Source organism: Micromonospora sp. NPDC005553, assembly GCF_042871765.1.
Lineage (GTDB): Bacteria > Actinomycetota > Actinomycetes > Mycobacteriales > Micromonosporaceae > Micromonospora.
Genome location: NZ_JBIAJD010000002.1, coordinates 377,194 through 399,701, shown reverse-complemented (window position 1 = coordinate 399,701; position 22,508 = coordinate 377,194). Strand labels below are relative to the sequence as shown.

The 22,508-nt window shown below is 71.3% G+C and carries 24 protein-coding genes; 13 read left to right on the top strand and 11 right to left on the bottom strand.

Annotated features, from left to right (window positions below):
- Window positions 1-158: 158 nt before the first annotated feature.
- From ACFYPG_RS09170 to ACFYPG_RS09160, 3 genes are all read right to left on the bottom strand, one after another.
- Window positions 159-830, bottom strand: coding sequence for an FKBP-type peptidyl-prolyl cis-trans isomerase (locus ACFYPG_RS09170; RefSeq protein ID WP_355004941.1), 672 nt, complete (start codon window positions 828-830; stop codon window positions 159-161).
- A 146-nt stretch (window positions 831-976) separates the two neighbouring features.
- Complete coding sequence (locus tag ACFYPG_RS09165; RefSeq protein ID WP_355004942.1) at window positions 977-1,615, bottom strand: DUF4241 domain-containing protein; 639 nt, start codon at window positions 1,613-1,615, stop codon at window positions 977-979.
- Between the two features lie 73 nt (window positions 1,616-1,688).
- Window positions 1,689-2,717 (bottom strand): Ku protein, encoded by a 1,029-nt coding sequence (locus tag ACFYPG_RS09160; protein WP_387351243.1) that lies wholly within the window; start codon window positions 2,715-2,717, stop codon window positions 1,689-1,691.
- Window positions 2,718-2,803: 86 nt separating this feature from the next.
- Between ACFYPG_RS09160 and ligD (ACFYPG_RS09155) the strand changes: the two genes are divergently transcribed.
- A complete protein-coding gene (gene ligD, locus ACFYPG_RS09155; RefSeq protein ID WP_387351241.1) occupies window positions 2,804-3,745 on the top strand; it encodes a non-homologous end-joining DNA ligase in 942 nt (313 codons plus the stop codon).
- Window positions 3,735-4,649 carry a non-homologous end-joining DNA ligase gene (gene ligD, locus ACFYPG_RS09150; protein WP_357203779.1) on the top strand — a complete coding sequence of 305 codons (915 nt, stop codon included), beginning with the start codon at window positions 3,735-3,737 and terminating at the stop codon, window positions 4,647-4,649. Before ligD (ACFYPG_RS09155) ends, ligD (ACFYPG_RS09150) begins: the two co-directional genes overlap by 11 nt.
- Here ligD (ACFYPG_RS09150) and ACFYPG_RS09145 read toward each other — a convergent pair.
- Window positions 4,558-5,688 carry a hypothetical protein gene (locus ACFYPG_RS09145; protein WP_355004946.1) on the bottom strand — a complete coding sequence of 377 codons (1,131 nt, stop codon included), beginning with the start codon at window positions 5,686-5,688 and terminating at the stop codon, window positions 4,558-4,560. The two genes, ligD (ACFYPG_RS09150) and ACFYPG_RS09145, sit on opposite strands and share 92 nt — an antisense overlap.
- 145 nt (window positions 5,689-5,833) lie before the next feature.
- On the opposite strand from ACFYPG_RS09145, the gene ACFYPG_RS09140 reads away from it, so the two are divergent.
- The 4 genes from ACFYPG_RS09140 (at window position 5,834) to ACFYPG_RS09125 (ending at window position 8,176) form a co-directional block, all read left to right on the top strand.
- Window positions 5,834-6,586, top strand: coding sequence for a TIGR03089 family protein (locus tag ACFYPG_RS09140; RefSeq protein ID WP_355004947.1), 753 nt, complete (start codon window positions 5,834-5,836; stop codon window positions 6,584-6,586).
- Between the two features lie 132 nt (window positions 6,587-6,718).
- Entirely contained in the window at window positions 6,719-7,441 is a 723-nt protein-coding gene (locus ACFYPG_RS09135; protein WP_355004948.1) for a hypothetical protein, read from the top strand.
- Between the two features lie 145 nt (window positions 7,442-7,586).
- Window positions 7,587-7,832 carry a toxin HicA gene (locus ACFYPG_RS09130; RefSeq protein ID WP_355004949.1) on the top strand — a complete coding sequence of 82 codons (246 nt, stop codon included), beginning with the start codon at window positions 7,587-7,589 and terminating at the stop codon, window positions 7,830-7,832.
- Entirely contained in the window at window positions 7,832-8,176 is a 345-nt protein-coding gene (locus ACFYPG_RS09125; protein ID WP_355005190.1) for a toxin-antitoxin system HicB family antitoxin, read from the top strand. Before ACFYPG_RS09130 ends, ACFYPG_RS09125 begins: the two co-directional genes overlap by 1 nt.
- A gap of 80 nt (window positions 8,177-8,256) precedes the next feature.
- Here ACFYPG_RS09125 and ACFYPG_RS09120 read toward each other — a convergent pair whose 3' ends face one another.
- Window positions 8,257-8,628, bottom strand: a complete 372-nt coding sequence (locus ACFYPG_RS09120) for a DUF4267 domain-containing protein (protein WP_355004950.1) — start codon at window positions 8,626-8,628, stop codon at window positions 8,257-8,259.
- A 90-nt stretch (window positions 8,629-8,718) separates the two neighbouring features.
- On the opposite strand from ACFYPG_RS09120, the gene ACFYPG_RS09115 reads away from it, so the two are divergent.
- A complete protein-coding gene (locus tag ACFYPG_RS09115; RefSeq protein ID WP_355004951.1) occupies window positions 8,719-9,291 on the top strand; it encodes a TetR/AcrR family transcriptional regulator in 573 nt (190 codons plus the stop codon).
- 164 nt (window positions 9,292-9,455) lie between these two features.
- Here the strand turns inward: ACFYPG_RS09115 and ACFYPG_RS09110 are convergent, their stop codons facing one another.
- Window positions 9,456-11,135 carry a DNA repair helicase XPB gene (locus ACFYPG_RS09110; protein ID WP_387351239.1) on the bottom strand — a complete coding sequence of 560 codons (1,680 nt, stop codon included), beginning with the start codon at window positions 11,133-11,135 and terminating at the stop codon, window positions 9,456-9,458.
- 172 nt (window positions 11,136-11,307) lie between these two features.
- Between ACFYPG_RS09110 and ACFYPG_RS09105 the strand changes: the two genes are divergently transcribed.
- Both ACFYPG_RS09105 and ACFYPG_RS09100 read left to right on the top strand, forming a co-directional pair.
- On the top strand, window positions 11,308-12,198 hold the full coding sequence (locus ACFYPG_RS09105) for a L,D-transpeptidase family protein (protein WP_387351237.1): 891 nt from the start codon (window positions 11,308-11,310) through the stop codon (window positions 12,196-12,198).
- A 97-nt stretch (window positions 12,199-12,295) separates the two neighbouring features.
- A complete protein-coding gene (locus ACFYPG_RS09100; protein ID WP_355004954.1) occupies window positions 12,296-12,532 on the top strand; it encodes a hypothetical protein in 237 nt (78 codons plus the stop codon).
- A gap of 30 nt (window positions 12,533-12,562) precedes the next feature.
- Here ACFYPG_RS09100 and ACFYPG_RS09095 read toward each other — a convergent pair whose 3' ends face one another.
- A complete protein-coding gene (locus ACFYPG_RS09095; RefSeq protein WP_387351236.1) occupies window positions 12,563-15,046 on the bottom strand; it encodes a helicase-associated domain-containing protein in 2,484 nt (827 codons plus the stop codon).
- An 83-nt stretch (window positions 15,047-15,129) separates the two neighbouring features.
- Between ACFYPG_RS09095 and ACFYPG_RS09090 the strand changes: the two genes are divergently transcribed.
- Window positions 15,130-15,753, top strand: a complete 624-nt coding sequence (locus ACFYPG_RS09090) for an HAD hydrolase-like protein (RefSeq protein WP_355004956.1) — start codon at window positions 15,130-15,132, stop codon at window positions 15,751-15,753.
- Between the two features lie 27 nt (window positions 15,754-15,780).
- Window positions 15,781-16,167 (top strand): cold shock domain-containing protein, encoded by a 387-nt coding sequence (locus tag ACFYPG_RS09085; protein ID WP_355004957.1) that lies wholly within the window; start codon window positions 15,781-15,783, stop codon window positions 16,165-16,167.
- Here ACFYPG_RS09085 and ACFYPG_RS09080 read toward each other — a convergent pair.
- The 3 genes from ACFYPG_RS09080 to ACFYPG_RS09070 form a co-directional block, all read right to left on the bottom strand.
- The gene (locus ACFYPG_RS09080; RefSeq protein WP_357221085.1) at window positions 16,128-16,976 is read right to left on the bottom strand and encodes a 1,4-dihydroxy-6-naphthoate synthase; all 849 of its coding nucleotides are present in this window, start codon (window positions 16,974-16,976) and stop codon (window positions 16,128-16,130) included. The genes ACFYPG_RS09085 and ACFYPG_RS09080 overlap by 40 nt on opposite strands.
- A gap of 495 nt (window positions 16,977-17,471) precedes the next feature.
- Window positions 17,472-18,122, bottom strand: a complete 651-nt coding sequence (locus ACFYPG_RS09075; protein WP_387351233.1) for a futalosine hydrolase — start codon at window positions 18,120-18,122, stop codon at window positions 17,472-17,474.
- The gene (locus tag ACFYPG_RS09070; protein WP_355004960.1) at window positions 18,119-19,720 is read right to left on the bottom strand and encodes an MFS transporter; all 1,602 of its coding nucleotides are present in this window, start codon (window positions 19,718-19,720) and stop codon (window positions 18,119-18,121) included. Before ACFYPG_RS09070 ends, ACFYPG_RS09075 begins: the two co-directional genes overlap by 4 nt.
- On the opposite strand from ACFYPG_RS09070, the gene ACFYPG_RS09065 reads away from it, so the two are divergent.
- Window positions 19,719-20,648 carry a DUF3027 domain-containing protein gene (locus tag ACFYPG_RS09065; protein WP_387351231.1) on the top strand — a complete coding sequence of 310 codons (930 nt, stop codon included), beginning with the start codon at window positions 19,719-19,721 and terminating at the stop codon, window positions 20,646-20,648. The two genes, ACFYPG_RS09070 and ACFYPG_RS09065, sit on opposite strands and share 2 nt — an antisense overlap.
- A gap of 36 nt (window positions 20,649-20,684) precedes the next feature.
- Here ACFYPG_RS09065 and ACFYPG_RS09060 read toward each other — a convergent pair whose 3' ends face one another.
- Window positions 20,685-20,930 (bottom strand): DUF2530 domain-containing protein, encoded by a 246-nt coding sequence (locus tag ACFYPG_RS09060; RefSeq protein ID WP_091395273.1) that lies wholly within the window; start codon window positions 20,928-20,930, stop codon window positions 20,685-20,687.
- Between the two features lie 88 nt (window positions 20,931-21,018).
- Between ACFYPG_RS09060 and ACFYPG_RS09055 the strand changes: the two genes are divergently transcribed.
- Entirely contained in the window at window positions 21,019-22,497 is a 1,479-nt protein-coding gene (locus ACFYPG_RS09055) for an NCS2 family permease (RefSeq protein WP_387351230.1), read from the top strand.
- The last annotated feature ends 11 nt before the right edge of the window (window positions 22,498-22,508 follow it).

The following is a 22,508-nucleotide window of genomic DNA, read 5'->3' as shown; positions in this document are numbered from 1 at the left end:
GCAGTCACATGCACCTCCGCGTCGCGGTTCCGGATGCTCACCCCGGGCGGCGAACCGCCCGGGGTGACGCCGAACCTACTGCCGCTGGGTGACGGGCCGGAAGCCCCATGTGAACAACTCCATCCCGTCCCGGCGACAACCGGGACGATCCGGACAGGTTACTGGGCGGCGAGCACGTCCACCACGAAGCGCAGCGGACCGGTCGGACGTCCACCGGCGTTGGCCTCGTCGTTGCCGTACGCCAGCTCGCCCGGGATGTCGAGCTGCACCCGGCTGCCCACTGTCACCCCGACCAGGCCCTGGTCCCAGCCCGGAATGACCTGGCCGACGCCGATCGGGAAGGTGGCCGGCTGCCCGGCCTTCCACGAGGAGTCGAACTCCTTGCCGTCCTTGAAGAACACCCCCACGTAGTTGGTGGTGATGTTCTGGCCCTTCTGCACGGCCGGGCCCTTGCCCTTGATCAGCGGGGTGACGGTGAGCTTCTTGAGCTCACCGGTGCCCGGCGTCACCGTCGGCTTGGTGCCCAGCGCCGGGTCGGAACCCTCGGGCAGCTGCGGAGCGGGGGGCGCGCCAGCCTCGTCGGGGGCCGGAGCGGAGGCGGACGGGGTCGCGTCGGCCTGGGTCTTGGGCTTGTCGTCGCCCCCGCCGATCGCCACGAAGACGCCGATCAGCGTCGCGGCCACGGCGAGGGCGGCGAGGCTGCTGAGCCCAGCGTTGATCTTCCGCCTCCGGTCGGCGGCCTTCTTCTCCGCCAACTGGGCGGCCAGGCGGCGCCCCGACTTGGTTGCCGGGCTCTGGTCCGGGCCCGTCTGCTGCGTCCGCTCGCTCACGTCGTCGACTCCCTGCTGCGAAGTGTGGCCGGCACCCGGTGCCGGGGGGAAAGCCGACGCACACGGTACCCGCACAGCGGCCCACCGTGCCCGCCGCGGACGCCTCGGATCGCCCAGCGCGACAGTTCCGGGTCTTTCCCGGGCGGTTATTGCGGGACGACCATGAAGTCGGTCACGAACGAGGTGACCCGCCCGTCGGCGGCACGGCCGATCCAGGTGCCGTAGCAGCCGTCGCCCCAACCGGTGGCCACTGTGACGACGTTGGCACCGCTGGCCTCGTCCAACACGGCGGTGATCAGCCCTGGAACCGGGGACGAGGGCAGCTCGGCCGGAATGAAGACCTCCTCGACCAGGTCGGAGTCCCAGCCCTCCAGGACGGCGAGGGCGGTCGGGTCGGCGAAGGTGCCGACGCCGGCATCCACCCCGTAGCCGAAGTAGTCGTCCCCTCCGAGCGTGGCGACGTCCTGGTCACCCGCGACGGCCGGCTCCCAGCGGATGGTCGGCTCGGCTGAGACGACCAGTTCCAGCGCGGCGACCCGCCGGTCCACCTCGGCGTCCTCCCGGAGCACCACAGCCACCCAGGCGCGCGCGGGATGCCGCCCCGGCGGCACTGTCACGGTGAACGGCTCCGCCTCCGGGCAGACCAGCGGGTCACACCCGACCACCCGGCCGGTCGGCAACACGATGTCGCCCACCGGGTGCACCTCGATCAGGTATCCGCCGTGCTGGTCGGTGAAGCGGGCGCCGGGCGTCAGTAACCGGTCCAGATCAGGGGTGTACGGCATGGGGGCTCCTCCGGTCGCCAGCGGCCGGCGGAGCGTACCCGGCGAGGCGGACACCGCCGCCGCTGCCGTACGGTCAGGCGCTCTTGCGGGGTGCGGTCTTGCGTGCGGCGGTCTTCTTCGCCGGCTCCGCCTTCTTCGCGGCGGTCTTCTTGGTGGCGGTCTTCTTCGCCGGCTCCGCCGCCTTCTTCTCGGCCGTCTTCTTCGCCGCGGTCTTCTTCGCGGGGGCCTTGGCCGCCTTCTGCTCGGCTGCCTTCTGCGCCGACCGGGCCGACGAGATGGGCGTCGGCTCACCCCCGCCACCACCCCCGCCGGCGGGCTGCTCGCCGCGAGCCGCCTTGGCGCGCTCCACCGAGGCCTTCAACGCCGCCATCAGGTCCACCGCCGCGGCCGGGGCCTCCTCGACCTCCTCCGGCTGGACGACCTCCCGACCCTCCACCTTGGCGTCGATAACCTCCTGCAACGCGGCCCGGTAGTCGTCTGTGAAGACGTCCGGCTCGAACTCGCCGGTCATCGAGTCGATCAGCGAGCTGGCCATGGCCAGCTCCGGGGGGCGCACCTTGAGGTCCTCGTCGAGGAAACCGAAGTCCGGGGTACGGATCTCGTCCGGCCAGAGCATGGTGTTGAGCAGCAGCACACCCTCACGGACCCGCAGCGTGGCCAGCTGCTCCCGCTGGCGCAGCGCCACCTTGACGATGGCCACCCGCTCCGAGTCGATGAGCGCGTCGCGCAGCAGCACGTACGGCTTGGTAGCGGCGCCCTCCGGCTCAAGGAAGTACGCCTTGTTGTAGAGGATCGGGTCGACCTGCTCGGCCGGCACGAACTCCAGCACGTCGATGGCACGGGAGCTGGTCAGCGGCAGGTCGGCGAAGTCCTCGTCGGTGAGGATCACCATTTCACCGCCGCCGATGTCGTAGCCCTTGGCGATGTCGTCGTAGGTGACCTCTTCGCCGCAGACCGAGCAGGTGCGCTTGTAGCGGATCCGGCCGCCGTCCTCGCGGTGCACCTGGTGGAACCGAATGTCCTTCTCCTCGGTCGCGGAGTAGAGCTTCACCCCGATCGAGACGAGCCCGAACGACACGGCTCCCTTCCAGATGGCACGCATCCTGCGCTCCCTTCCCCGGTATCGACCATGCTCGCATCCGAAGGAACCTGACGCGAGGTGTTCGGCCCGCTACTACAATTCGGGTCGTGCCCGGAGCGCCGCTCAAGCCGATGCTCGCGATGACCGGGCCGCTCCCGGCCGGCGACGGCTGGGCGTACGAGTTCAAGTGGGACGGCGTCCGCGCCCTGGCCGACATCTCAGGTGGTGGTCAACACCTGTATGCCCGCTCCGGCGTGGAGATCACCGCCGCGTACCCGGAGTTGGCAACCCTGCCCGAGCAGGTCGACGACGCGCTGCTCGACGGTGAGGTGGTGGTGCTCGGCCAGGGTGGGCAGCCGTCGTTCACCGCGCTGGCCGAGCGGATGCACGTCCGGGACCGGGCCAAGGCGGCCCGGTTGGCAGCGGTCATGCCGGTGACGTACATGATCTTCGACCTGCTCCGGCTGAACGGCGACGACCTGACCGGCTGGCCGTACGAGCGCCGCCGTGAGGCGTTGGACGCGCTGGCGCTCGGTGGCCTCCGGTGGGCGGTGCCACCGATGTTCACCGACGGGCCGGCGACCTACGAGGCGGCCGGGGAGCACGGCCTGGAAGGTGTGATGGCCAAGCGCTCCGGGGCCGTCTACCGCCCGGGGGTGCGCTCGCCGGACTGGGTGAAGGTCAAGCTCGAGGTGACCGGCGACTTCGTCATCGGCGGTTGGCGACCGGGCGCGCGCCGGATCGGCGGGCTGCTGGTCGGGGTGCCCGGCCCGGATGGCCGACTGATCTACCGGGGTCGGGTCGGCGGCGGGATCGGCGCGGCCATCGAGCGGCAGCTCCTCGCCGAGCTGGAGCCGCTGCGCTCCGGCGTGTCACCGTTCGCGCCGGGGGTGCCGCGCGAGGATGCGCGGGGCGCCATCTGGGTAGAACCCCGGGTGGTGGTGGAGGTGAAGTACGGCCAGCGCACCCCCGACGGCCGGCTGCGCTTCCCCCGGGTGCTGCGGTTGCGCCCGGACAAGCCTCCGGAGGAGGTCGACGATGCCGGCTGATCGGCTACGGGTGGACGTCGAGGGCCGCGCGCTGGAGCTGTCCAACCTGGACAAGGTGCTCTACCCGGCGGCCGGGTTCACCAAGGGCGAGGTGATCGACTACTACACCCGGATCTCGCCGGTGCTGCTGCCGCACCTGCGGGACCGACCGGTCACCCGGATCCGCTTCCCCAACGGGGTGGACGACAAGTCGTTCTTCGAGAAGAACACGCCGGCCGCGACCCCGGACTGGGTGCGGGTGGAGAACCTGCCGGCACCCGGGTCGACGAAGGGCCGGGAAACCATCGACTACGTGGTCGCCGACGACCTTCCCACCCTGGTCTGGCTGGCCAACCTGGCCGCCCTGGAGCTGCACACACCGCAGTGGAAGGTGGGCGAGCACCCGGACATGATGGTCGTCGACCTGGACCCGGGCCCGCCGGCCGGGCTGGCCGAGTGTTGCCCGGTGGCGGTGCTGATGCGCGACCGCCTCGCCGACGACGGCATCGAGTCGTACCCGAAGACGTCCGGTAAGAAGGGCATGCAGCTCTGCTGCCCGATCGCCGGCACCCAGTCGTCCGACCTCGTCTCCGACTACGCCCGGCGGATCGCGCAGGAGTTGGAGAAGGCCCACCCGAAGCTGATCGTGTCGAAGATGGCGAAGAACCTTCGACCGGGCAAGGTCTTCATCGACTGGAGCCAGAACAACGCGGCGAAGACCACAGTGGCGCCGTACTCGCTGCGGGCCCAGTCGGTGCCGTCGGTGTCGACGCCGCTGACCTGGGACGAGGTGGAGGCCGGCGCTCGCGGCCGGAAGCCGGCCGTCCGCCAGTTCACCGCCGCCGAGGTCCTGGCCCGGGTCGAGGAGTACGACGACCTGCTCGGCCCTCTGCTCGACGGCGGCCCGGAACTGCCCACCCACTGACGCGGCGCAGCCGCCACCAGGCGCCGCCGACCAGGGCGAGCGTGAGGACTGTGACCGCGACGTCGCCGGCCAGGGCCGCCGCCGGGCTCGCCGGGGAGTAGGGCGGCACCAGGTACGCGAACGCGGCGGCGATGACCAGGCCCGCCGACCCGGCCGCGAGCACGTGCCGTTGCCCCCAACCGCTGCCCGACGACCAGTAGGCGATCAGGGCCCCGGCGAAGGCTGCCAGCGTCAGTGCCACAGTCACTCCCGCCCAGCCGGGCGTCAGGTCGCCGCCGAACCGGACGAGGACGACCAGCAGACCCACCCAGAGCGGGTGCGGCACCCGACGGGCCCGACGCGGGCGGGGGTGACGCCAGCGGGGCAGCAGGGCCACGGCGACGAGGGCGACGACCACCACGGCGGCGAAGGACAGTTGGAGCGGGCTGGCCAGGAAGCCTTTGTCCCCGTTGATGTCCGAGAAGATGAACAGACTGCCGAGCAGGTAAATCAGACCGACGACGAGGAGGCCGGGGCGGCCCAGCCACGGCCGCAGCCGGCGATCCGCACCGAGGAACGACTCGATCAGTACGATCGGCGCGCAGATGGTCAGCACGATGTGGTTGCCGACGTAGTCGAACGCCTGCCGGAGGCTGAATTCGAGCCCCGGCACCAGCGACGCCTCGGCGGCGGCGCGGGTGTCGGCGTACTGCGTGTCGTCAAGGAAGTCGGGGTTGAACAACGACTGGTCGACCAGCCCGGCCTGGAGTACGCCGAACGCGGCGGCGAGCAGCACGATCGTCGGCCAGCCCGCGCCGAGGTGCCGGGCGGTCTCCCGGATGAGGATCGCCGCACCGCCGTACATCGGGCCCAGGAAGATCAGCACCGGGAGGAAGCCGTCGATGGCGAAGCCACCCCACGAGCACTCGGCCGCCCACGGGGCGAGCAACAGCAACGCGATCACCGGCAGGAGCCGCCGGCGAAGAGGCAGACGGTCGGCGGATACGAGACGGTCGGCGGCGGGGCGGTCGCCGGTGACGGGGTCGGAACCGGTCGGCATGGGCGCTCCTCGGCGGCGTTCTCTTCGGGGGTCACCTGCACGGTGCCCGGGCCACCCGGCCACCCGATACGGCCATCGGCTGACGACCGGCGCTACCAAAGTCGTTGAGTACTGTGATGCCGACGTCGACCCGGGGAGCGTGGAGATGCAGCCAACCGACACGGCCGACCTGGCGGCCCGGCCCGTCGAGGCCGAGCGCCCGCTGCTCAGCTACCGCGACGAGGCGACCGGCGAGCGCGTCGACCTGACCGCTCAGCAGGTAGGCCAGTGGGCGGCCCGGAGCGCCGGCCTGCTGCGGGACGGTTGCGGCCTTGGCCCCGGCAGCCGCGTAGCGGTCCTGCTGCCGCCGCACTGGCGTACCGCCGCTGTGTTGTTGGGGGCTTGGGCCTCGGGCCTGGCGGTGTCGTTCCGCCCGCGCGCCACCGCGGGCCTGGCGGTCCTCGAACCGGGCGGCGACCGGCCGTTCGATGCGGTCTTCGTGACGCCGGAGCGGCAGGACGACTGGCTGGAGGACGTGCCGGACGCGCCGCACCGATACCTCGTCGGCACCGGTCCGGGGCGGCTGGACGACGTGCCGTTGGGCTGGTTGGACTGGTCCGCCGAGGTGCTCCGGCACGGCGACGGCACGCCCGACCACGCGGCCATCCACCCGTCGGACCCGGCCACCGCTGACGGCACCACCTACGGCCAGTGGGGTGCGCTCGCCCAGGAGTTCGCCACGATGCTGGACCTGCGCGCCGGCGACCGCCTGCTGGTCGACGCCGCCGAGACCGAGCAGCCGCTGAAGTGGTTGCTCGCACCGCTCTCGGTCGGCGCGTCAGTGGTGATCAGCGCCAACCTCGACCCGGCGCGGCGGGACTCGATCGTCACCGCGGAACGCATCACCCGCGTCCTCTGAGGCCGTCTCGAGTCACCCGACCGATGGAGCCGCCGCCTTCCGTCAGCTCTCACATTCCCCCTGCTCATACGCTTCGCCGAAGGCACGCGCGATGGTCCGGGCGCGGCCACTGTGCACAGCGGCGGAGGGTTGATGGCTTCGAGGCGTACACCTCGGGTTGTGGTCGCGGCGGTCGCCGGCGGACTCTTCGCCCTCGGGGTGGTCGCGCCCGGCCCGGCGGCGGCGCCGCTGCCCCGCGCGGCCCAGGCCGACGGACCCACGGACCCCGACCCGCGCGAGCCGCGCCCGCCGCTGCTCCCCGCCGACTTCCAGGGCACCGGCCGGTACGTCGTGCGGGACCTCGGCATCGACGTGCCGTTCTCCTGGCAGGGCCGGGACGGCAACAGCCAGATGATCGCCGGCGGCCCGGACCACCCGATCTGGTTCACGAACCTGATCTACGAGAACACGCTCTACACGCTCACCTACAAGTGGCCGAACATCCCGCTGTTCCCGCCCCGCGCGTGCAGCAAGGTCCCGGGTTTCTTCAACCGGCAGATCTTCAACGACAAGCTGAAGACCGCCCGTTACGTGGGGCCGGAAATCCTCCAGGGTGAGAAGGACCTACATGTCGACCACTGGCGGGTCGGGGTGGTCGGCGGCTCCGCGGTGCCAGGGGAGTTCTTCCGGTTCCCGATCGCGCTCGGTGACATCTACGTCGACCAGCACGACCCGAGCCGGTGGTGGCAGGTGTTGCAGTTCGGGTTGCAGAACCTTTTCGACCCGGAGCTGGACGAATGGTTCACAATGGACACCTTCGACCACCGCTCCGGCGAGGTCACCCTCCCCGACCGCTGCCCACCCCCGACCTCGTAGCGCATCCGGCGCACGCCTTCCGCCTTGATCGACCCGGTTCCCGCGAGGCCGGGGCATCCGAGTGCTGCCGGGCGCCGCGATATTGGCATTGAGTCGATCAAACAAGGTGTCGCTACTGTGGTACCGCCGGTAGTACCATTTGCAGGTGCCCTCCATAGACAAGCTCGTCGAGGCGATGCGAAGGAACCAGCAGAACGTCGCCTACAACGATCTCTACGGGGTGTGTGAGCACTACTTCGGCAAGCCTCGGCAAGCTGGCAGCTCCCACGCGGTCTTCAAGATGCCCTGGGTGGGTGACCCGCGCGTCAACATCCAGAACGACAAGGGCAAGGCCAAGGCATATCAGGTACGGCAAGTGATCAAGGCGATCGACAAGAAGGGGGCCTCGTGATGCAGACCGAACCCCGTCCTGAGGTGTCCCACTACACCTACCGCGTCACCTGGTCCGTCGAGGATCGCGAATTTGTCGCCACCTGCGCCGAGTTCCCATCCCTCTCCTGGCTGGCGCCTTCGCAGATCGATGCTCTAGAGGGCTTGCAGGACTTGCTAAGGAAGACTGTGGCCGACATGGAGGATGAGGGAGAGCAGGTGCCGCAGCCATTTGCCGAGCGGAACTACTCGGGCAAGTTCAACCTCCGCGTCGGGGAGAGCCTGCACCGCGAACTCGCAATCCAGGCTGCCGAAGACGGGATGAGCCTCAACCAGTACGTCTTGCGCAAGCTCCGCGCCGCCTGACGGCGACCACGCTTCCCACTTGCTGAACGCGAAGGTCGCCCCGAACGCCCTACCGCTGGACACGTCACCAGGAAGCGCGGTCAGAGGGCGAACAGCAGGGCGGCGTCCAGGAGGACGACGACGGCTGTGGCGAAGTGGATGCCGAATGCCACAGCCTTCGTTCCGCCGTTGCGCAGCACGATGACGGTGTCGCCCAGCGGGACGAGCGCGACGATCAGCATGAACCACGCGACCGCGTCGGCGGTCGTGAAGGCGATCAGGGCGAGGCCGAGCAGCCCGAACGTGAGGTCCTTCAGTCCTTTGACCGTCAGGTAGGCGGGGTCGCCGTCCGGACGGGCCGGTACGCCGTACCCGGCGGCGGCGGCCTGCGGTACCAGCAGGAACCGCGCACCGATGAAGACGACGAAGAGGCTGAGTACGACGGCGAGCCCGTAGGCGATGAAGGACAGCATGAGTCCGGCTCCAATTCCTAGCGCTGCTAGATACGGGAGCAACGCTAGCAGAGCATCGGCAGAACTGCTAGCAGTGCTAGGGTTGCTGTCATGTCGATGCAGGGACGCCGGGAGCGCGAACGGGCGGAACGGGAGCAGGCGATCATCACCGCGGCTCGCGACCTGGCCCTGGCGGAGGGCTGGGACGCGGTGACCACCCGGCGGCTGGCGGCCGAAATCGAGTACAGCCAGCCCGTCCTCTACAGCCACTTCAAGGGCAAGGACGCCATCATGGCGGCGGTAGCCGTCGAGGGCTTTGCCGAACTGGCCGCCACGCTCGTCTCAGCCCGAGCGTCGGCCGCCGACTCCCGTCAGGCGGTCGCCGACGTCGCAGCGGCGTACGCCTCTTTCGCCGAACAGCGGCCCGCGATCTACGACGCGATGTTCACCCTCGCCGTGGACCTGCCGTTCGCCAGCCAGGACGTCCCGACCGACCTGGCCCGGGGCTTCGCCGAGTTGGCCGAGACGGTGCGCCCATTCGTCGGCAACGACGACCTGGAGGCGGTCACCGAGACGTTCTGGAGCGGCCTACACGGGCTGGTCACGCTGATGCGCAGCGGCCGGCTCCGCCGCGCCGACCACGACCGCCGGCTCGCGGTGCTGGTGGACCGCTTCTCCCGTTGAGCGATGCCGGTCAAGGCTGACGCGGTCGTCGCGCGCACGGCGCGAGGTGGTCGGTGGGCAGAGCGCACCGCGCTGATCGACTCGCGTTCCAGGAAAGCGGGGCATCCCAGCGCCCCGAACACCGCGACTTCCTGGAAACCGAGTCGATCAAGGCCGCGCGGGGGTCAGTCGACCGTGGGCAGCTTCGGGCCGAGGACGTCGTCGGCGTCGACGATCGTGTACGCGTAGCCCTGCTCAGCGAGGAAGCGCTGCCGGTGTGCCGCGTACTCGGTGTCGATCGTGTCCCGGGAGACCACAGTGTAGAAGTGCGCCTGTCGACCGTCGGCCTTCGGCCTGAGCACCCGCCCGAGCCGCTGCGCCTCCTCCTGCCGTGACCCGAACGTCCCGGACACCTGGATCGCCACCGCCGCCTCGGGCAGGTCGATGGAGAAGTTGCCGACCTTGGAGATGACCAGGGTTCGCAGCGTGCCGGACCGGAACGCGTCGAAGAGCCGCTCCCGCTCCTTGTTCGTGGTCGAGCCCTGGATGATCGGCGCGTCGAGGTACTCGCCGAGCTGGTGCAACTGGTCGATGTACGCGCCGATCACCAGCACCTGGTCGTCCGGGTGCCGGTCGACCAGCGCCTTGACCACCGGCAGCTTGGTACGGGCGGTCGCCGCCATCCGGTAACGCTCCTCGGCCTCCGCCGTCGCGTACGACATCCGCTCCGCGTCGGTGAGGGTCACCCGGACCTCGGTGCACTCGGCCGGGGCGATCCAGCCCTGCGACTCGATGTCCTTCCACGGCGCGTCGTACCGCTTCGGCCCGATCAGGCTGAACACGTCGCCCTCGCGGCCGTCCTCGCGTACCAGAGTCGCGGTGAGGCCCAGCCGGCGGCGGGCCTGGAGGTCCGCCGTGAACCGGAAGATCGGCGCCGGCAGCAGGTGCACCTCGTCGTAGACGACCAGGCCCCAGTCGCGGGCCCCGAAGAGGTCCAGGTGGGTGAACGCGCCGCCGCGCCGCGAGGTGAGCACCTGGTACGTGGCGATGGTGACCGGACGGATCTCCTTGCGCTCGCCCGAGTACTCGCCGATCTCCTCCTCGGTCAGCGAGGTACGGGCGATCAGCTCCCGCTTCCACTGCCGACCGGCAACCGTGTTGGTGACCAGGATCAGGGTGGTCGCCTTCGCCTCGGCCATCGCCGCCGCGCCGACCAGGGTCTTGCCGGCACCGCAGGGCAGCACCACCACCCCCGACCCGCCGGCCCAGAACGCCTCCACGGCTTCCCGCTGGTACGAGCGCAGCGTCCACGGCTTGCGCCCGTCCTTGCCGGCCTCGGCCAGCTCGATCGGGTGCGCCTCACCGTCGACGTAACCGGCCAGGTCCTCCGCCGGCCAGCCCAGCTTGAGCAGCGCCTGCTTGAGACGGCCACGCTCGGACGGGTGCACCCTGATGGTGTCGTCGTCGATCTTGTCGCCGAGCATCCCGGCGAGCTTCTTGCTCTTGGCCACCTCGATCAGCACCAGCCGGTCAAGTGCGCGCAGCACCAGCCCGTACGCCGGGTCGTTGGCGAGCTGGAGCCGGCCGTACCGGTCCATCGTCTCGGCCACGTCCACCAGCAGCGCGTGCGGCACCGGGTAGCGGGAGTACTTGAGCAGCGAATCCACCACTCCCTCGGCGTCGTGCCCCGCCGCGCGGGCGTTCCACAGACCCAGCGGGGTCAGTCGGTAGGTGTGCACGTGCTCCGGCGAGCGTTCCAGCTCCGCGAACGGCGCGATCGCCATCCGGCAGGCCTGCGCGTCGGGGTGGTCGATCTCCAGCAGCAGGGTCTTGTCCGACTGCACGATCAGTGGTCCACCGCTCACGCCAGCGTCCTCTCCTCGGTTGGCCGACCGGCCGGAACGGGTCGCATACCCGCTGCTGGCCGACCATCCAGTGTTGCACGGTGCGGGACGGCGGAAGAAAGATGCTCACCAGACGCAACCGTGATGGCACTCACGAACGTCTAGTAAAGGGACAACTGTCTGGGGAGGGCCCATGGAGCATGTTCGGATCGCCTCCCGGCTGGTTGCCCTCGTGGTGGTCGTGCTGGTCGGCGCGGGAGCGTGCGCGTTCGATCCGCAGTCCGGCGGGAGTGGTGGCGGGGGAGCCGCCCCAGCCGGTGCGGCGGAACAGGCAACGGGGGCGGGCGACACGTCCGGGTCCGACCAGCACGGCCGGCCCACCCCGGCCGCGCCCACCGCGAAACCCTCCCCGAAACCCACGCGGAAACCCACGCCGAAGCCGACCCGCCCGGCACCCACCACGACCCCCGGCACCGGTACGCCGACAGTCGCCGGCTGCCCCCAGGGGCAGCACCAGCGGGCGGTGGAGACCCACCTGGCCCGGTTGGGCGGGTTCGGGGCGGTGACAGTGGACGGCCGGCAGTCCGCCGCCGACTGCGCGGCGATCAAGAAGTTCCAGAAGAGGTACGGCATTCGCCCCGTCGAGGGTCGCGCCGGACCAACCACCCTCGACGTGGCCCAGCGCCTCGCCACCACCGACACGACCCGGTGCAAGGCCGGCAGCGGCACCACGTTCTGCGTAGACCTCACCCGGCAGACCGTCTGGGCGCTCCGCGGCGGCAAGGTGATCATGGCGCCGACGGTGACCCGCACCGGCATGTCCGGCTACCGCACCCCGGCCGGCACGTACGCCGTCAACTACCGCAACCCCAAGGAGTGGTCCAACCCGTACGAGGTGTGGCTGCCGTACTGGCAGCACTTCACCCAGGGGATGGGCTTCCACGAAACCACCACCTACCTGCACGACAAGTCGATCGGCTCGCACGGCTGCGTCAACCTGCTGCACGCCGACGCCGTCCGGATGTGGGAGCTCGGCAAGGTCGGCACCCGGGTGGTGCTGATCGGCCGACGCCCCGGCACCTGAGTGACACGGAGCGAATCGCGGCGATAACCCCCTGTCCGACCGGACCAACGAGTGTCACCCTTGGAGTCCAGGGCCGGACCGGGCGGGGAGGCTGGGCATGACGGTCGACCGTGACGTGATCGCGGAGCACGAACACGCACCACCCGACGAGGTGTCCCGAGCGACGGTGATCGCGTACGTCGTCGCGGCGACACTCCTGCTCGGGTGGTTCCTCTTCGGCTGGCTGGTGCTTCAGCAGGGCTTCGTCGACTCCATCGGCGAGTCCGCCGGTGCCGGCTTCGCGCTGCTGTTGATCATCTCGGTGGTCGGCACCGTACGCCGCAGTCGCCGCTGACCGACGGCGTCCGCGCGGTGGCACCGTCGGTCAGTCCGCCACCACCGCCGCGGTGATCCGGTGCAGCGCGAACGTGTGCAGCATCTCGGTCCGTTCGTCCTCGGCCCGCAGGTAGCCGGCACCGATCGAGACCGGCTTGAGCAGGCGTGACGCCGTCGCCCCGTGCGCGTCGACGTAGCCCACCCAGACCAGCGCCTTGTCCCGGACCGCCTGCTGGAGCACCGCCAGTGCCTCGCTGTGGGTGTGCGCCGGAACCGGGCCGCCGCCCAGCCCGGGCGCACCGCCGCGCACCACGGCAGGCGCCCGTCGGGCGGCCCGTGCCGCCGCGTCGCCGCGACGGATGTGCTCCACCACGCCGAGCAGCCGGGGCATGGGCAGCTTCGGTGCGGCCAGCGGATCGATCGTCCGGGTGGTCACCGACACCCGGGGCGGGGCCCGCCGGATTCGCGGCCGGGCCAGCACAGTGCTGCCGGTGCCGTCCTCCTGCACCGGGGCGTACCCCGCGTCGCGCAGCGCACCCAGCAGCCGACCAACCTGGTACTGCGTACACAGCACCGTCGGCGCGAGCCGGCGCAGCGCCAACGACTCCAGCCGCCGGTCGGCCAGCACCTCGCTGATCAGCGTCTCGTCGTCGCTGCGCAGGTACGCCCCGGCCAGGCCGACCCGCAGCCCGCCGTGCTTACGGGCCACGTCGTCGATCAGGTAGGTGAGCCCCTGCGGCACCGGGGTACGTGACCGACGCCGGAACACGTCGTGCAGGTCGTCGGCCGTGTAGCCGGAATCCAGGGCCCGCCGCACGCTCGCCGTGGTGACCCGGTGCACGCTGGCCCCGCCGGCCGACTCCAGCTCGGTCATCGCCTCCAACTCGACGGCGAGCGCCGGCTCGGGTGGGCCGGGCACCACCACTGTCAGGTCGGCCTGCACCAGGAAGTGGTCGACCGGTGCGGGCAGCAGGGCGTCCAGCGCCCGCGCGGTGCTGGACGGGTCACCGCTCTCGACGTCGGCGTGCACGCCCAGCGGGTCGTCACCCCGCTCGTCGGTCGACGTCAGGTCCCCCAGCAGCAGCCGACCGTACGAGGTGAGCGCCCCCAGCCCCGTCACGCCCAGCTGTGCGGCCTCGGCCAGCACCTCCCGGTGCGCGGCGTCCCGGCCCCGGCTGCGACGGGGAGACCGCCAGTCCAGCAGCTCCTGCACCTCTTCCGGGGTGGGCGCCGTCGCCGGCTCCAGATCGGCGAGTACGCCGAGCACCGCCCGTCGGGTGGCCGGCACGCTGGCCCGCTCGGCCTCGGCGGAGAGCGCGGTGATCGGCCGGTCCCGGTCGTCACGGCGGCCCACCAGCCCCACCTGCCGGGTCATGGTCAGCCACGCTCGGGCGAGCTGCTCCCACCGTTGGGCCAGCGAGGCGGCCCGCCACACCTCGTACCCGCCGGTCGGCAGCACCTGCTGATCCGCCCCGTACCGGCCGGTGGTCGCACCGGGCATCTCCAGCTCACCGAGGAGCCCCGTCGCGTACGCCACCTCCAGCAGCAGTGCGGTGGTCGGTTCGTCCAGCCCGGCGGTACGCGCCAACCGGCGCAGGTCCCGTACACCGATGCCACCCGAACGCAGCACCGGCGCGGGTTCGTCGGCGAGCTGCTCCAGCAGCCCTTCGGTGTGCCGGACCACCTCCATGGACTGCCCGGCTCCGGCCGAGTCGACCGCTTTCGGCTCGCGCGGCGCGGCGGCCACCGGCGGCGGGCTGGTACGCAGCGGCCCGAGGGGGCCGCTGTCGCGGCGCAGCAGCAGGCCGACCTCGCGGGGCAGCTCCACAGTCCCGCTGGCCGTGGACGAGCCGGTCGTCGCCGGGACCAGCAGCCGGTTGTCGACGAGCCACCGCACCGGGGAGCCGGTCGGCGCGCCACCGTTCGTCGGGTCGGTGAGGACCGGGTCCGCCGCGCCGAGCGGCGGCGCCTGCAACGCCCCCGGCGGCACGCTGCCCACCGGTGGGCCGGCCGCCAACCGGTCCAGGATCGCCCGGGCCGAGGGCGGGGCGGCGAGCACCGTCCGTCGCAGCTTCGCCGGGTCCGCGCAGAGCGCGGCCGCACGCGGGTCCAGCTCCGCGGCCGGTCGGCCGAGCCCAGCGGGGTACGGGGAGACCTCGTCGACGGCGGGCAACACCTGGAGCGCGTGCTCCGGGCCGTACAGCAGGAAGAGCGCACGCAGTCGGCCCACGGCGGCCCGGACGGCCGTCGGAGCCGGCGGGTGCGGCCCGGCGGTCGCCATCGCGAGCACGGCGTCGATGGCCGTGGTGGCGTCGTCCGGGTTCCGGGTGAGGCGGGCGGCGTCGAGGATCTGGAGGGTGAACTGGTCCAGGCCGTCCAGCGCGCGGGCCACGGAGACCCGGGACTGGGCCCGGATGGCCAGGGCGGAGACGTCGGCCGGCACGGGCACGACGAGGTCGGGCCGCAGTTGGAGGAGCGCGGCCAGTGACTCGTCGGGCAGCGACCGCAGGTGGTCGGCGAGTGAGGTGGTCATCGTCTTTCCACGCTAGCCCGGCACCGGGCTTCCGCGCCCCTCGGACGTCCGGTCGGCTGGGAGTAGCCGGTACGTTTCTCGACATGCCCGCACTGACCGTCGGATTCGACCTCGACATGACCCTGGTGGATTCCCGCCCCGGCATCGCCGCGGCGTACCGGGCGTTGACCGCGAGGACCGGTGTGCCGGTCGACGCCGAGCTGGCGGTGTCCCGGCTCGGGCCGCCGCTGCGTACCGAGATCGCGCACTGGTTCCCGCCGGATCAGGTCGAGTCTGCCGTGCGGGTGTATCGCGAGCTGTACCCGGCGTACGCGATCACCCCGACGCTCCTGCTGCCCGGCGCGCGGGAGGCCATCGAGGCGATCCGTGCGCGCGGTGGCCGGGTGCTGGTCGTCACGTCCAAGATCGGCCGGCTGGCCCGGTTGCACCTGGACCACCTCGGTCTCACTGTCGACGAGTTGGCCGGCGACCTGTTCGCCGAGCAGAAGGCGACCGCTCTGCGGGAGCACGGCGCCACCCACTACGTCGGTGACCATGTCGCGGACATGGTGGCGGCGGCGGCGGCCGGGGTGCCCGGCATCGGTGTGGCGACCGGCCCGTGCTCCTCCGATGAGCTGCGCGCGGCCGGGGCGGAAGTGGTGCTGGACGAGCTCACCGAATTCCCAGCGGCGCTCGACCGGATGATCCAGCTAGCCTTGGAGCAGTAGCGGCTCAAGTGAAGCAGGGGTTTTCAGGTGCCTACGGGTCGAGTGAAGTGGTACGACACGGCCAAGGGATACGGCTTCGTCACGAGTGACGAGGGCGGCGACGTGTTCCTGCCCAAGGGGGCGCTGCCGGCGGGTGTCACCGACCTCAAGGGTGGCCAGCGGGTCGACTTCAGCGTGGTGGACAGCCGCCGGGGCTCGCAGGCCATGGGGGTCAAACTGCTGGACGCGCCGCCGTCGATGTCGGAGCTGCGCCGTCGGCCGGCTGAGGAACTGCACGGCCTGGTCGAAGACATGATCAAGGTGCTGGAGGCGAAGGTCCAGCCGGACCTGCGCCGGGGTCGGTACCCGGACAAGAAGTCCGCGCAGAAGATCGCTCAGCTGGTCCACGCGGTGGCCCGCGAGCTGGAGGTCTGAGGCACCAGGCCGGCGGTGGCGGCCCGGTCGAGCAGTGCCGCCACCGCGGCGAAACCGGCCTCGCCCAGGTCGGCTGTGAACTCGTTGACGTAGAGGCCGATGTGCCGGTCGACCACGTCGAGTTCCATCTCCTGGGCGTGCGCCAGCACGTACTCCCGGCTGGCCGCCGGGTCCGCCCAGGCCTGCCGGACCGACTCGCGGACCCAACCGGCCGCGGCCTGCGGGTCGACCGCCCCGCGTCGGGCCAGGATCGCGCCGAGGGGGATGGGTAGGCCGGTGTCGGCCTCCCACCACTCGCCGAGGTCGACGAGGGCGCTCAGGCCGTGCCGGTGGTAGGTGAACCGGGCCTCGTGGATGACCAGCCCAGCGTCGTAACGCCCAGCCGCCACGCCCGGCATGATCTCGTGGAACGGCACCACCTCGATCCGGGCCGGTGGCCGCCCGGCCGACCAGAGCCGGAACAGCAGGTAAGCGGTGGTCCGGTCACCCGGCACCGCCACAGTGGCACCGGTCAGGTCGGTGCGGTCCGGACCGCCGTCGCGGTCGCCCCGGGTGAGCACCAGCGGACCACAACCGCGACCGAGGGCGCCGCCGCAGGGCAGCAGGTGGTAGTCGTCGAGCAGCCAGGGCAGCGCCGCGAAGCTCACCTTCACCAGGTCGAACGCGCCCCGCTCGGCCGCCGTGTTGGTGACGTCCACGTCGGCGTACGTCACCTCGACCGGCGGTGCGCCGGGCACCCGCCCGTGTACCAGCGCGTGGAAGACGAACGTGTCGTTGGGGCAGGGCGAGATCGCCAGGGAGAGCGCCACACCCTCACGGTAGTCCCGCGCCCGCCTCGCGACCCGCGCCCACCCCACCCGGTGTGATCCGCGTCGGAGATCCGTGATGACCGGCTGGTGGGCCCGGGCCGTGGCCGGTCGCCGGCAGCAGCGTGGGTGCCGGCCCGTTGTGACGCGGGGGTCGGGCACCTGTCTCGGATTCCCTTTGGAGCTGATATCGCAAACGAATCGCACTGGGCTCAGGGCGGTCGTCCACCGACCCGAGCGGTTGTCCACAGCTTTGTCCACAGCTCTGGCCGGGGTGTTGATAGTGCGCTGACCAGCGGGGAGCATCGGTCTGTGACCGAGGCGAGTGACCACACGGATGAGAGCAGCGGGGTCGATCTCGGTCCGGCGCTCCGCGCTCTGCGTCGGCGGGCCGATCTGAGTCAGCGGCAGTTGGCCGAGAGATCTGAGGCGCGCCGCGCTGCCGCACTGCGCCTGGGCCATCCTGGCAAGCGCCGCTTCTCCTGAGCGTCGGCCGGGTCAGCGCAGTGCCGGGGCTGCTGCGGTCAGGGCGGCCAGGGCTTCGCGCAGCCGCCAGGCGTCCCGGTCGCGGGGGCCGATCGGGTTGGAGATCGTGCGCAGTTCGGCGAAGGGCACCCCGGCCTGAGCCGCGGCGACCGCCACGCCGTACCCCTCCATGGCTTCGGCGACCGCTTCCGGATGCCTCCGGCGCAGCTCGTCGCTGCTGGCCGTGGTGCCGGTGACGGTGCTGACCGTGAGCACCGGGCCGGCGGTGGCCGTCGGGAGGGCGGCCCGCAGTGCCGCCAGCAGGCCCGGGTCCGCCGGCACCCTGCTGCCCGCAACGAGCAACGCGGGCGGCATGCCCAGCTCGTCGACCGGGATGAAGCCGTCGGGCGACTCGGCACCCAGGTCGGCGGCGATGCTGGCGGTGCCGAGCACCGTGTCGCCGACCTCGGCCCGCCCGGTGAAGCCGCCGGCCACGCCGACGCTGACGACCGCACGGTACGGACGACCGGCGGCCTCTGCCAGCGCCAGCAGCCGGGCGGTGGCGGCACCGGCGAGGGCCGGGCCCACACCGATCGGGGTGACGGTCACGCTGGGGTCGGTCAGCCCGGAGCGGACCGCGTCCGCCTCGGCTGGAACCGCCGTCACCACGAGCAGCCCGGTCACGAGACTGAGCCGGGGGACTCGCGGCGGGTTTCGTCGTCGGCCCCGCCACCCGGGCCGCCAACGGCCGACGACGGGCGGTAGATGTGGTAGCCCGGCGGGGCGAGGCTCGGGTCGTCGTACTGCGGTGAGCTGGTCTGGGCCGGGGCCGGTGAGGTCGGTGTGGGGTCCCCGGGCTCGTCCGCCGGCTCGTCCTCGGTCAGTTCGTCGTCACCGAGCGGTCGGCCGGCCAGCTTTTCACCGCGCAGCCGGGCGGCGGCCAGCACACCCCGGATCGCCGCCAGTACGCCGACCCCGGCGGCCACGGCGATGCCCATCCGGCCGTCGAACGGCACCAGCCCGAGCCCACCGCCGGCGACGAAGGCGAGCATCAGCACCGTCTCGGAGTGGGCGAAGGAACTGGCCCGCAACCGTTCCGGGATGCGCTCCTGGATCGAGGCGTCCACCGCCAGCTTCGCTATCCCGCTGGCCAGCGCGGCGACAAGGCAGAGCAGGGCGACCATCAGCAGCGAGAACTGGATGACGGCGAGCACCGCCACCCCGGCCACGATGATCATGCTGCTGGACTGGATGGCGGTCGGCCGGTGGATGCGCAGCCGGGTGCCGATGGCGGTGGCCAGGAAGGTGCCGACCGCGAGCGCGCCGCCGACCACGCCCAACGCCCACTCGGCGCCCAGATCCCGGCCGAACACCACTGTGGTCAGGTCGCCCTTCTTGATCGCGAAGGCGAGGAAGAGCAGCAGGAAGCCGTAGAGCGCGCGTAGCGTCGCCGCGCCGATCAGGGTGGCGATCACCAGCCGGCCGGACGGTCGGCCCCGGCCCAGCGGCCGGTCGCCACGGCGGCGGCCCAGCGCGCGCAGTGGCCGGGGGACCCGCTCCGGTGGCTCCGAGTCGGCCTTTGGCGGCAGCCGCAACGAGATCACCATGCCGACCAGGAAGATCACCGACGCGACCCGCAACGGCCACTGCGGCCCGAACCAGAACGCGGCCAACCCGATCGGCGCCACCAGCGCACCCGCGACGGTGCCGTAGACGCTGGCCCGGGCACCCACCTGCGACAGACCGAGCCCTTCCGGCAGCAACCGGGGCACCGCCGCGGATCGGGCCACGCCGTACGCCCGGGAGAGCGCGAGCACCCCGAACGCGGCCGGATAGAGCCCGAAGCCGTGGATGTAGTCGGAGATCAACCAGGCCAGGAAGGCGCGCCCGAGCATCGTCGCCGCCAGGGCGTACCGCCGGCCGTGTCGGAAGTGATCCAGCAGCGGGCCCACCACCGGGGCGAGCATCGCGAACGGCACCATGGTCACCAGCAGGTAGAGCGCGACCTTGCTGCGAGCCTCGCCGAGCGGCACGTTGAAGAAGATCGTGCCGGCCAGACCGATGGCGATCAGGGTGTCACCGGCGCAGGAGAGCGCGTGCAGGTCGAACAGGCGAACCATGCCGACCTCGCCGCCGGCACCCCGGGCGCGGGCCCGACCGGCCCGGCGGGTCACCCAGCGGCCGCTACCCACCGAACCACGCAACAGCAGACGGATGGCGCGAATGCCGGTGCCGACGGTCCGCCCGAGGACGGATCGCCCGGAGCGGGAGTACGACGGCATGTGCACCATCCTCGCCCATCTGATCCGGGTACGCCGCACCACCGCTGGGAAAGGTTCCCCGGGAGTCCCTGTCACCCCTGCGAGGCGCATGGGGAACAATGGTCGGGTGACCAGGCCCGTCTCCACCCGTGCCGCCCGTCTCGACCAGGTCTGCGCCGCCGCCGTCGAGGTGGCCCGCGCTGGCATCACCGAGGTGGACGCCGACGATGTCGGCGACCACCTGCAGGTCGTTGCCGAGGGCGATCGGCTGGTTACCCACTACTTCGAATGTCGCCTCGCCGGCTACAACGGCTGGCGCTGGGCGGTCACCGTCACCCGGGTGTCGCGCAGCAAGACCGTGACCATCTGCGAGACGGTGTTGCTGCCCGGCCCGGACGCGCTGCTCGCGCCCGGCTGGCTGCCCTGGCAGGAGCGGCTCAAGCCGGGCGACCTGGGTCCGGGTGACCTGCTCCCGACCTCGCCCGACGACGATCGACTTGTCCCCGGTTACCTGCTCTCCGACGACCCGGCGGTCGAGGAGACGGCCTGGGAGTTGGGGCTCGGGCGCGCCCGCGTGCTCTCCCGGGAGGGTCGCATCGACACGGCGCAGCGCTGGTACGAAGGTGACCACGGCCCCGCCGCGGCCATCTCGTCCGCCGCTCCGGCCGCCGCCCGCTGCGGCACCTGCGGCTTCTACCTGCCGCTGGCAGGTGCCATGCGGCAGGCATTCGGGGCGTGCGGCAACTTCTACGCTCCCGACGACGGCCGGGTGGTGAGCGCCGACCACGGGTGCGGCGCACACTCCGAGACGTTGATCGAGGTGGCCGAGACCGCTGTCGACGAGCTGCCCACCATCTACGACGACAGCGCGGTGGAGGCCATGTCGGTCAGCCGGGCCCCGGGCTCGGTGGAGGCCGCTGAGCCGGCGGAGCCGTACGAGCACTCCTGATCGTCCGCGCCGGAGTGCTCCGGCGTGGCGGCCAGCTCACCTCGCGCGGCGGCGGCGTCGGTTGGCGTCGTGCCGCATCATCACGGCGAGGCCCGGGAAACCCCACAGGAAACCGGCGAGGCAGGTCCAGAGCCAGTTCTGGTGACCGTGGTCGGTCAGCCAGCCCCTGAAGAAGATCAGCAGGACCAGCCCGGCCACCGCCCACGCGATCAACCCGGCGAGGGCGAACGGCACCATCGGCGGATCCAGTGGTGCGGGCCGCGGTGGCTGCTCGTTCGGCATCCGGCAAGCGTACGGGATCTACTTCCCCTGCCCACCGACGATCTGGGACGATGCGCGCGACAACTGGAAGATCACCTGCGAGGACCTGATGGCCGTAGCGCCGCCCGAGAACGGCACACCTTCCAACTCCGCCCCTCCGCGTAACGGTTTCGACCGGTTCTTCGAGATTTCCGCCCGTGGCTCGACGTTGAGCCGTGAGGTACGCGGTGGTCTGGCGACCTTCTTCACGATGGCGTACATCGTGGTGCTCAACCCGCTGATCCTGGGTGGCGCCGTCGACGGTGACGGCAAGAGCCTCCCGATTCCCGCGCTGGCTGCCGCGACCGCGCTGGTCGCCGGCCTGATGACCATCCTGATGGGTGTGGTCGGCCGGTTCCCGCTGGCGCTCGCCGCCGGCCTGGGTGTCAACGCGCTCGTGGCGTACGAGATCGCCCCCGAGATGACGTGGGCAGACGCGATGGGCCTGGTGGTGATCGAGGGTCTGATCATCGCGGTGCTCGTGCTGACCGGTCTGCGGACCGCTGTGTTCCGCTCGGTGCCGACCCAGATGAAGAGTGCGATCGGGGTCGGCATCGGTCTGTTCCTGACCATCATCGGCCTGGTGGACGCCGGCTTCGTCCGGCGCATCCCGGACGATGCCAACACCACAGTTCCGGTCGGCCTGGGCATCGGCGGCAAGCTGGTGAGCTGGCCGATGCTGGTCTTCGTGGTGGGCCTGCTGATCACGCTGGTGCTGGTGGTCCGTCGGGTGAAGGGCGCGATCCTGATCGGCATCCTCGCCTCGACGGTGCTCGCGGTGATCGTGGAGGCGATCGGCAACATCGGCCCGTCGTTCGTCAACGGTCAGCCCAACCCGAAGGGCTGGTCGCTGAACGTGCCGGAGTTGCCGAAGTCGGTGGTCGACCTGCCGGACCTGTCGCTGCTCGGCAAGTTCAACGTGTTGGACTCGTGGGGCCGAGCCGGTTGGCTGGTCGTGCTGATGTTCATCTTCACGCTGTTGATCACGGATTTCTTCGACACCATGGGCACGATGGTCGCGGTCGGCCAGGAGGGTGGCCTGCTCGACGAGCAGGGCACTCCGCCGAAGGCCAAGGAGATCCTGCTTGTCGACTCGATCGCGGCGGCGGCCGGCGGTGCGGCCAGCACCTCCAGCAACACGTCGTACATCGAGAGCGCCGCCGGTGTCGCGGAGGGTGCCCGGACCGGTGTGGCCAACCTGGTCACCGGCGTGCTCTTCCTGCTCGCGATGTTCCTGGCGCCGCTGGTCGTGATCGTGCCGTTCGAGGCGGCGTCGACGGCACTGGTGGTGGTCGGGTTCCTGATGATGACAGGGGTCCGGACGATCGACTGGTCCGACTACGAGATCGCCATTCCGGCCTTCCTCACCATCGTGTTGATGCCGTTCACCTACTCGATCTCCAACGGGATCGGCGCCGGTCTGATCACCTTCGTGGTGGTCAAGCTGGCGCGGGGCAAGGCCCGGGAGATCCACCCGTTGCTGTACGGGGTGGCCGTGCTGTTCGTGCTGTACTTCCTGCGTGGGCCGATCGAGTCCCTGGTGCTCTGAGGTCTCGTCCG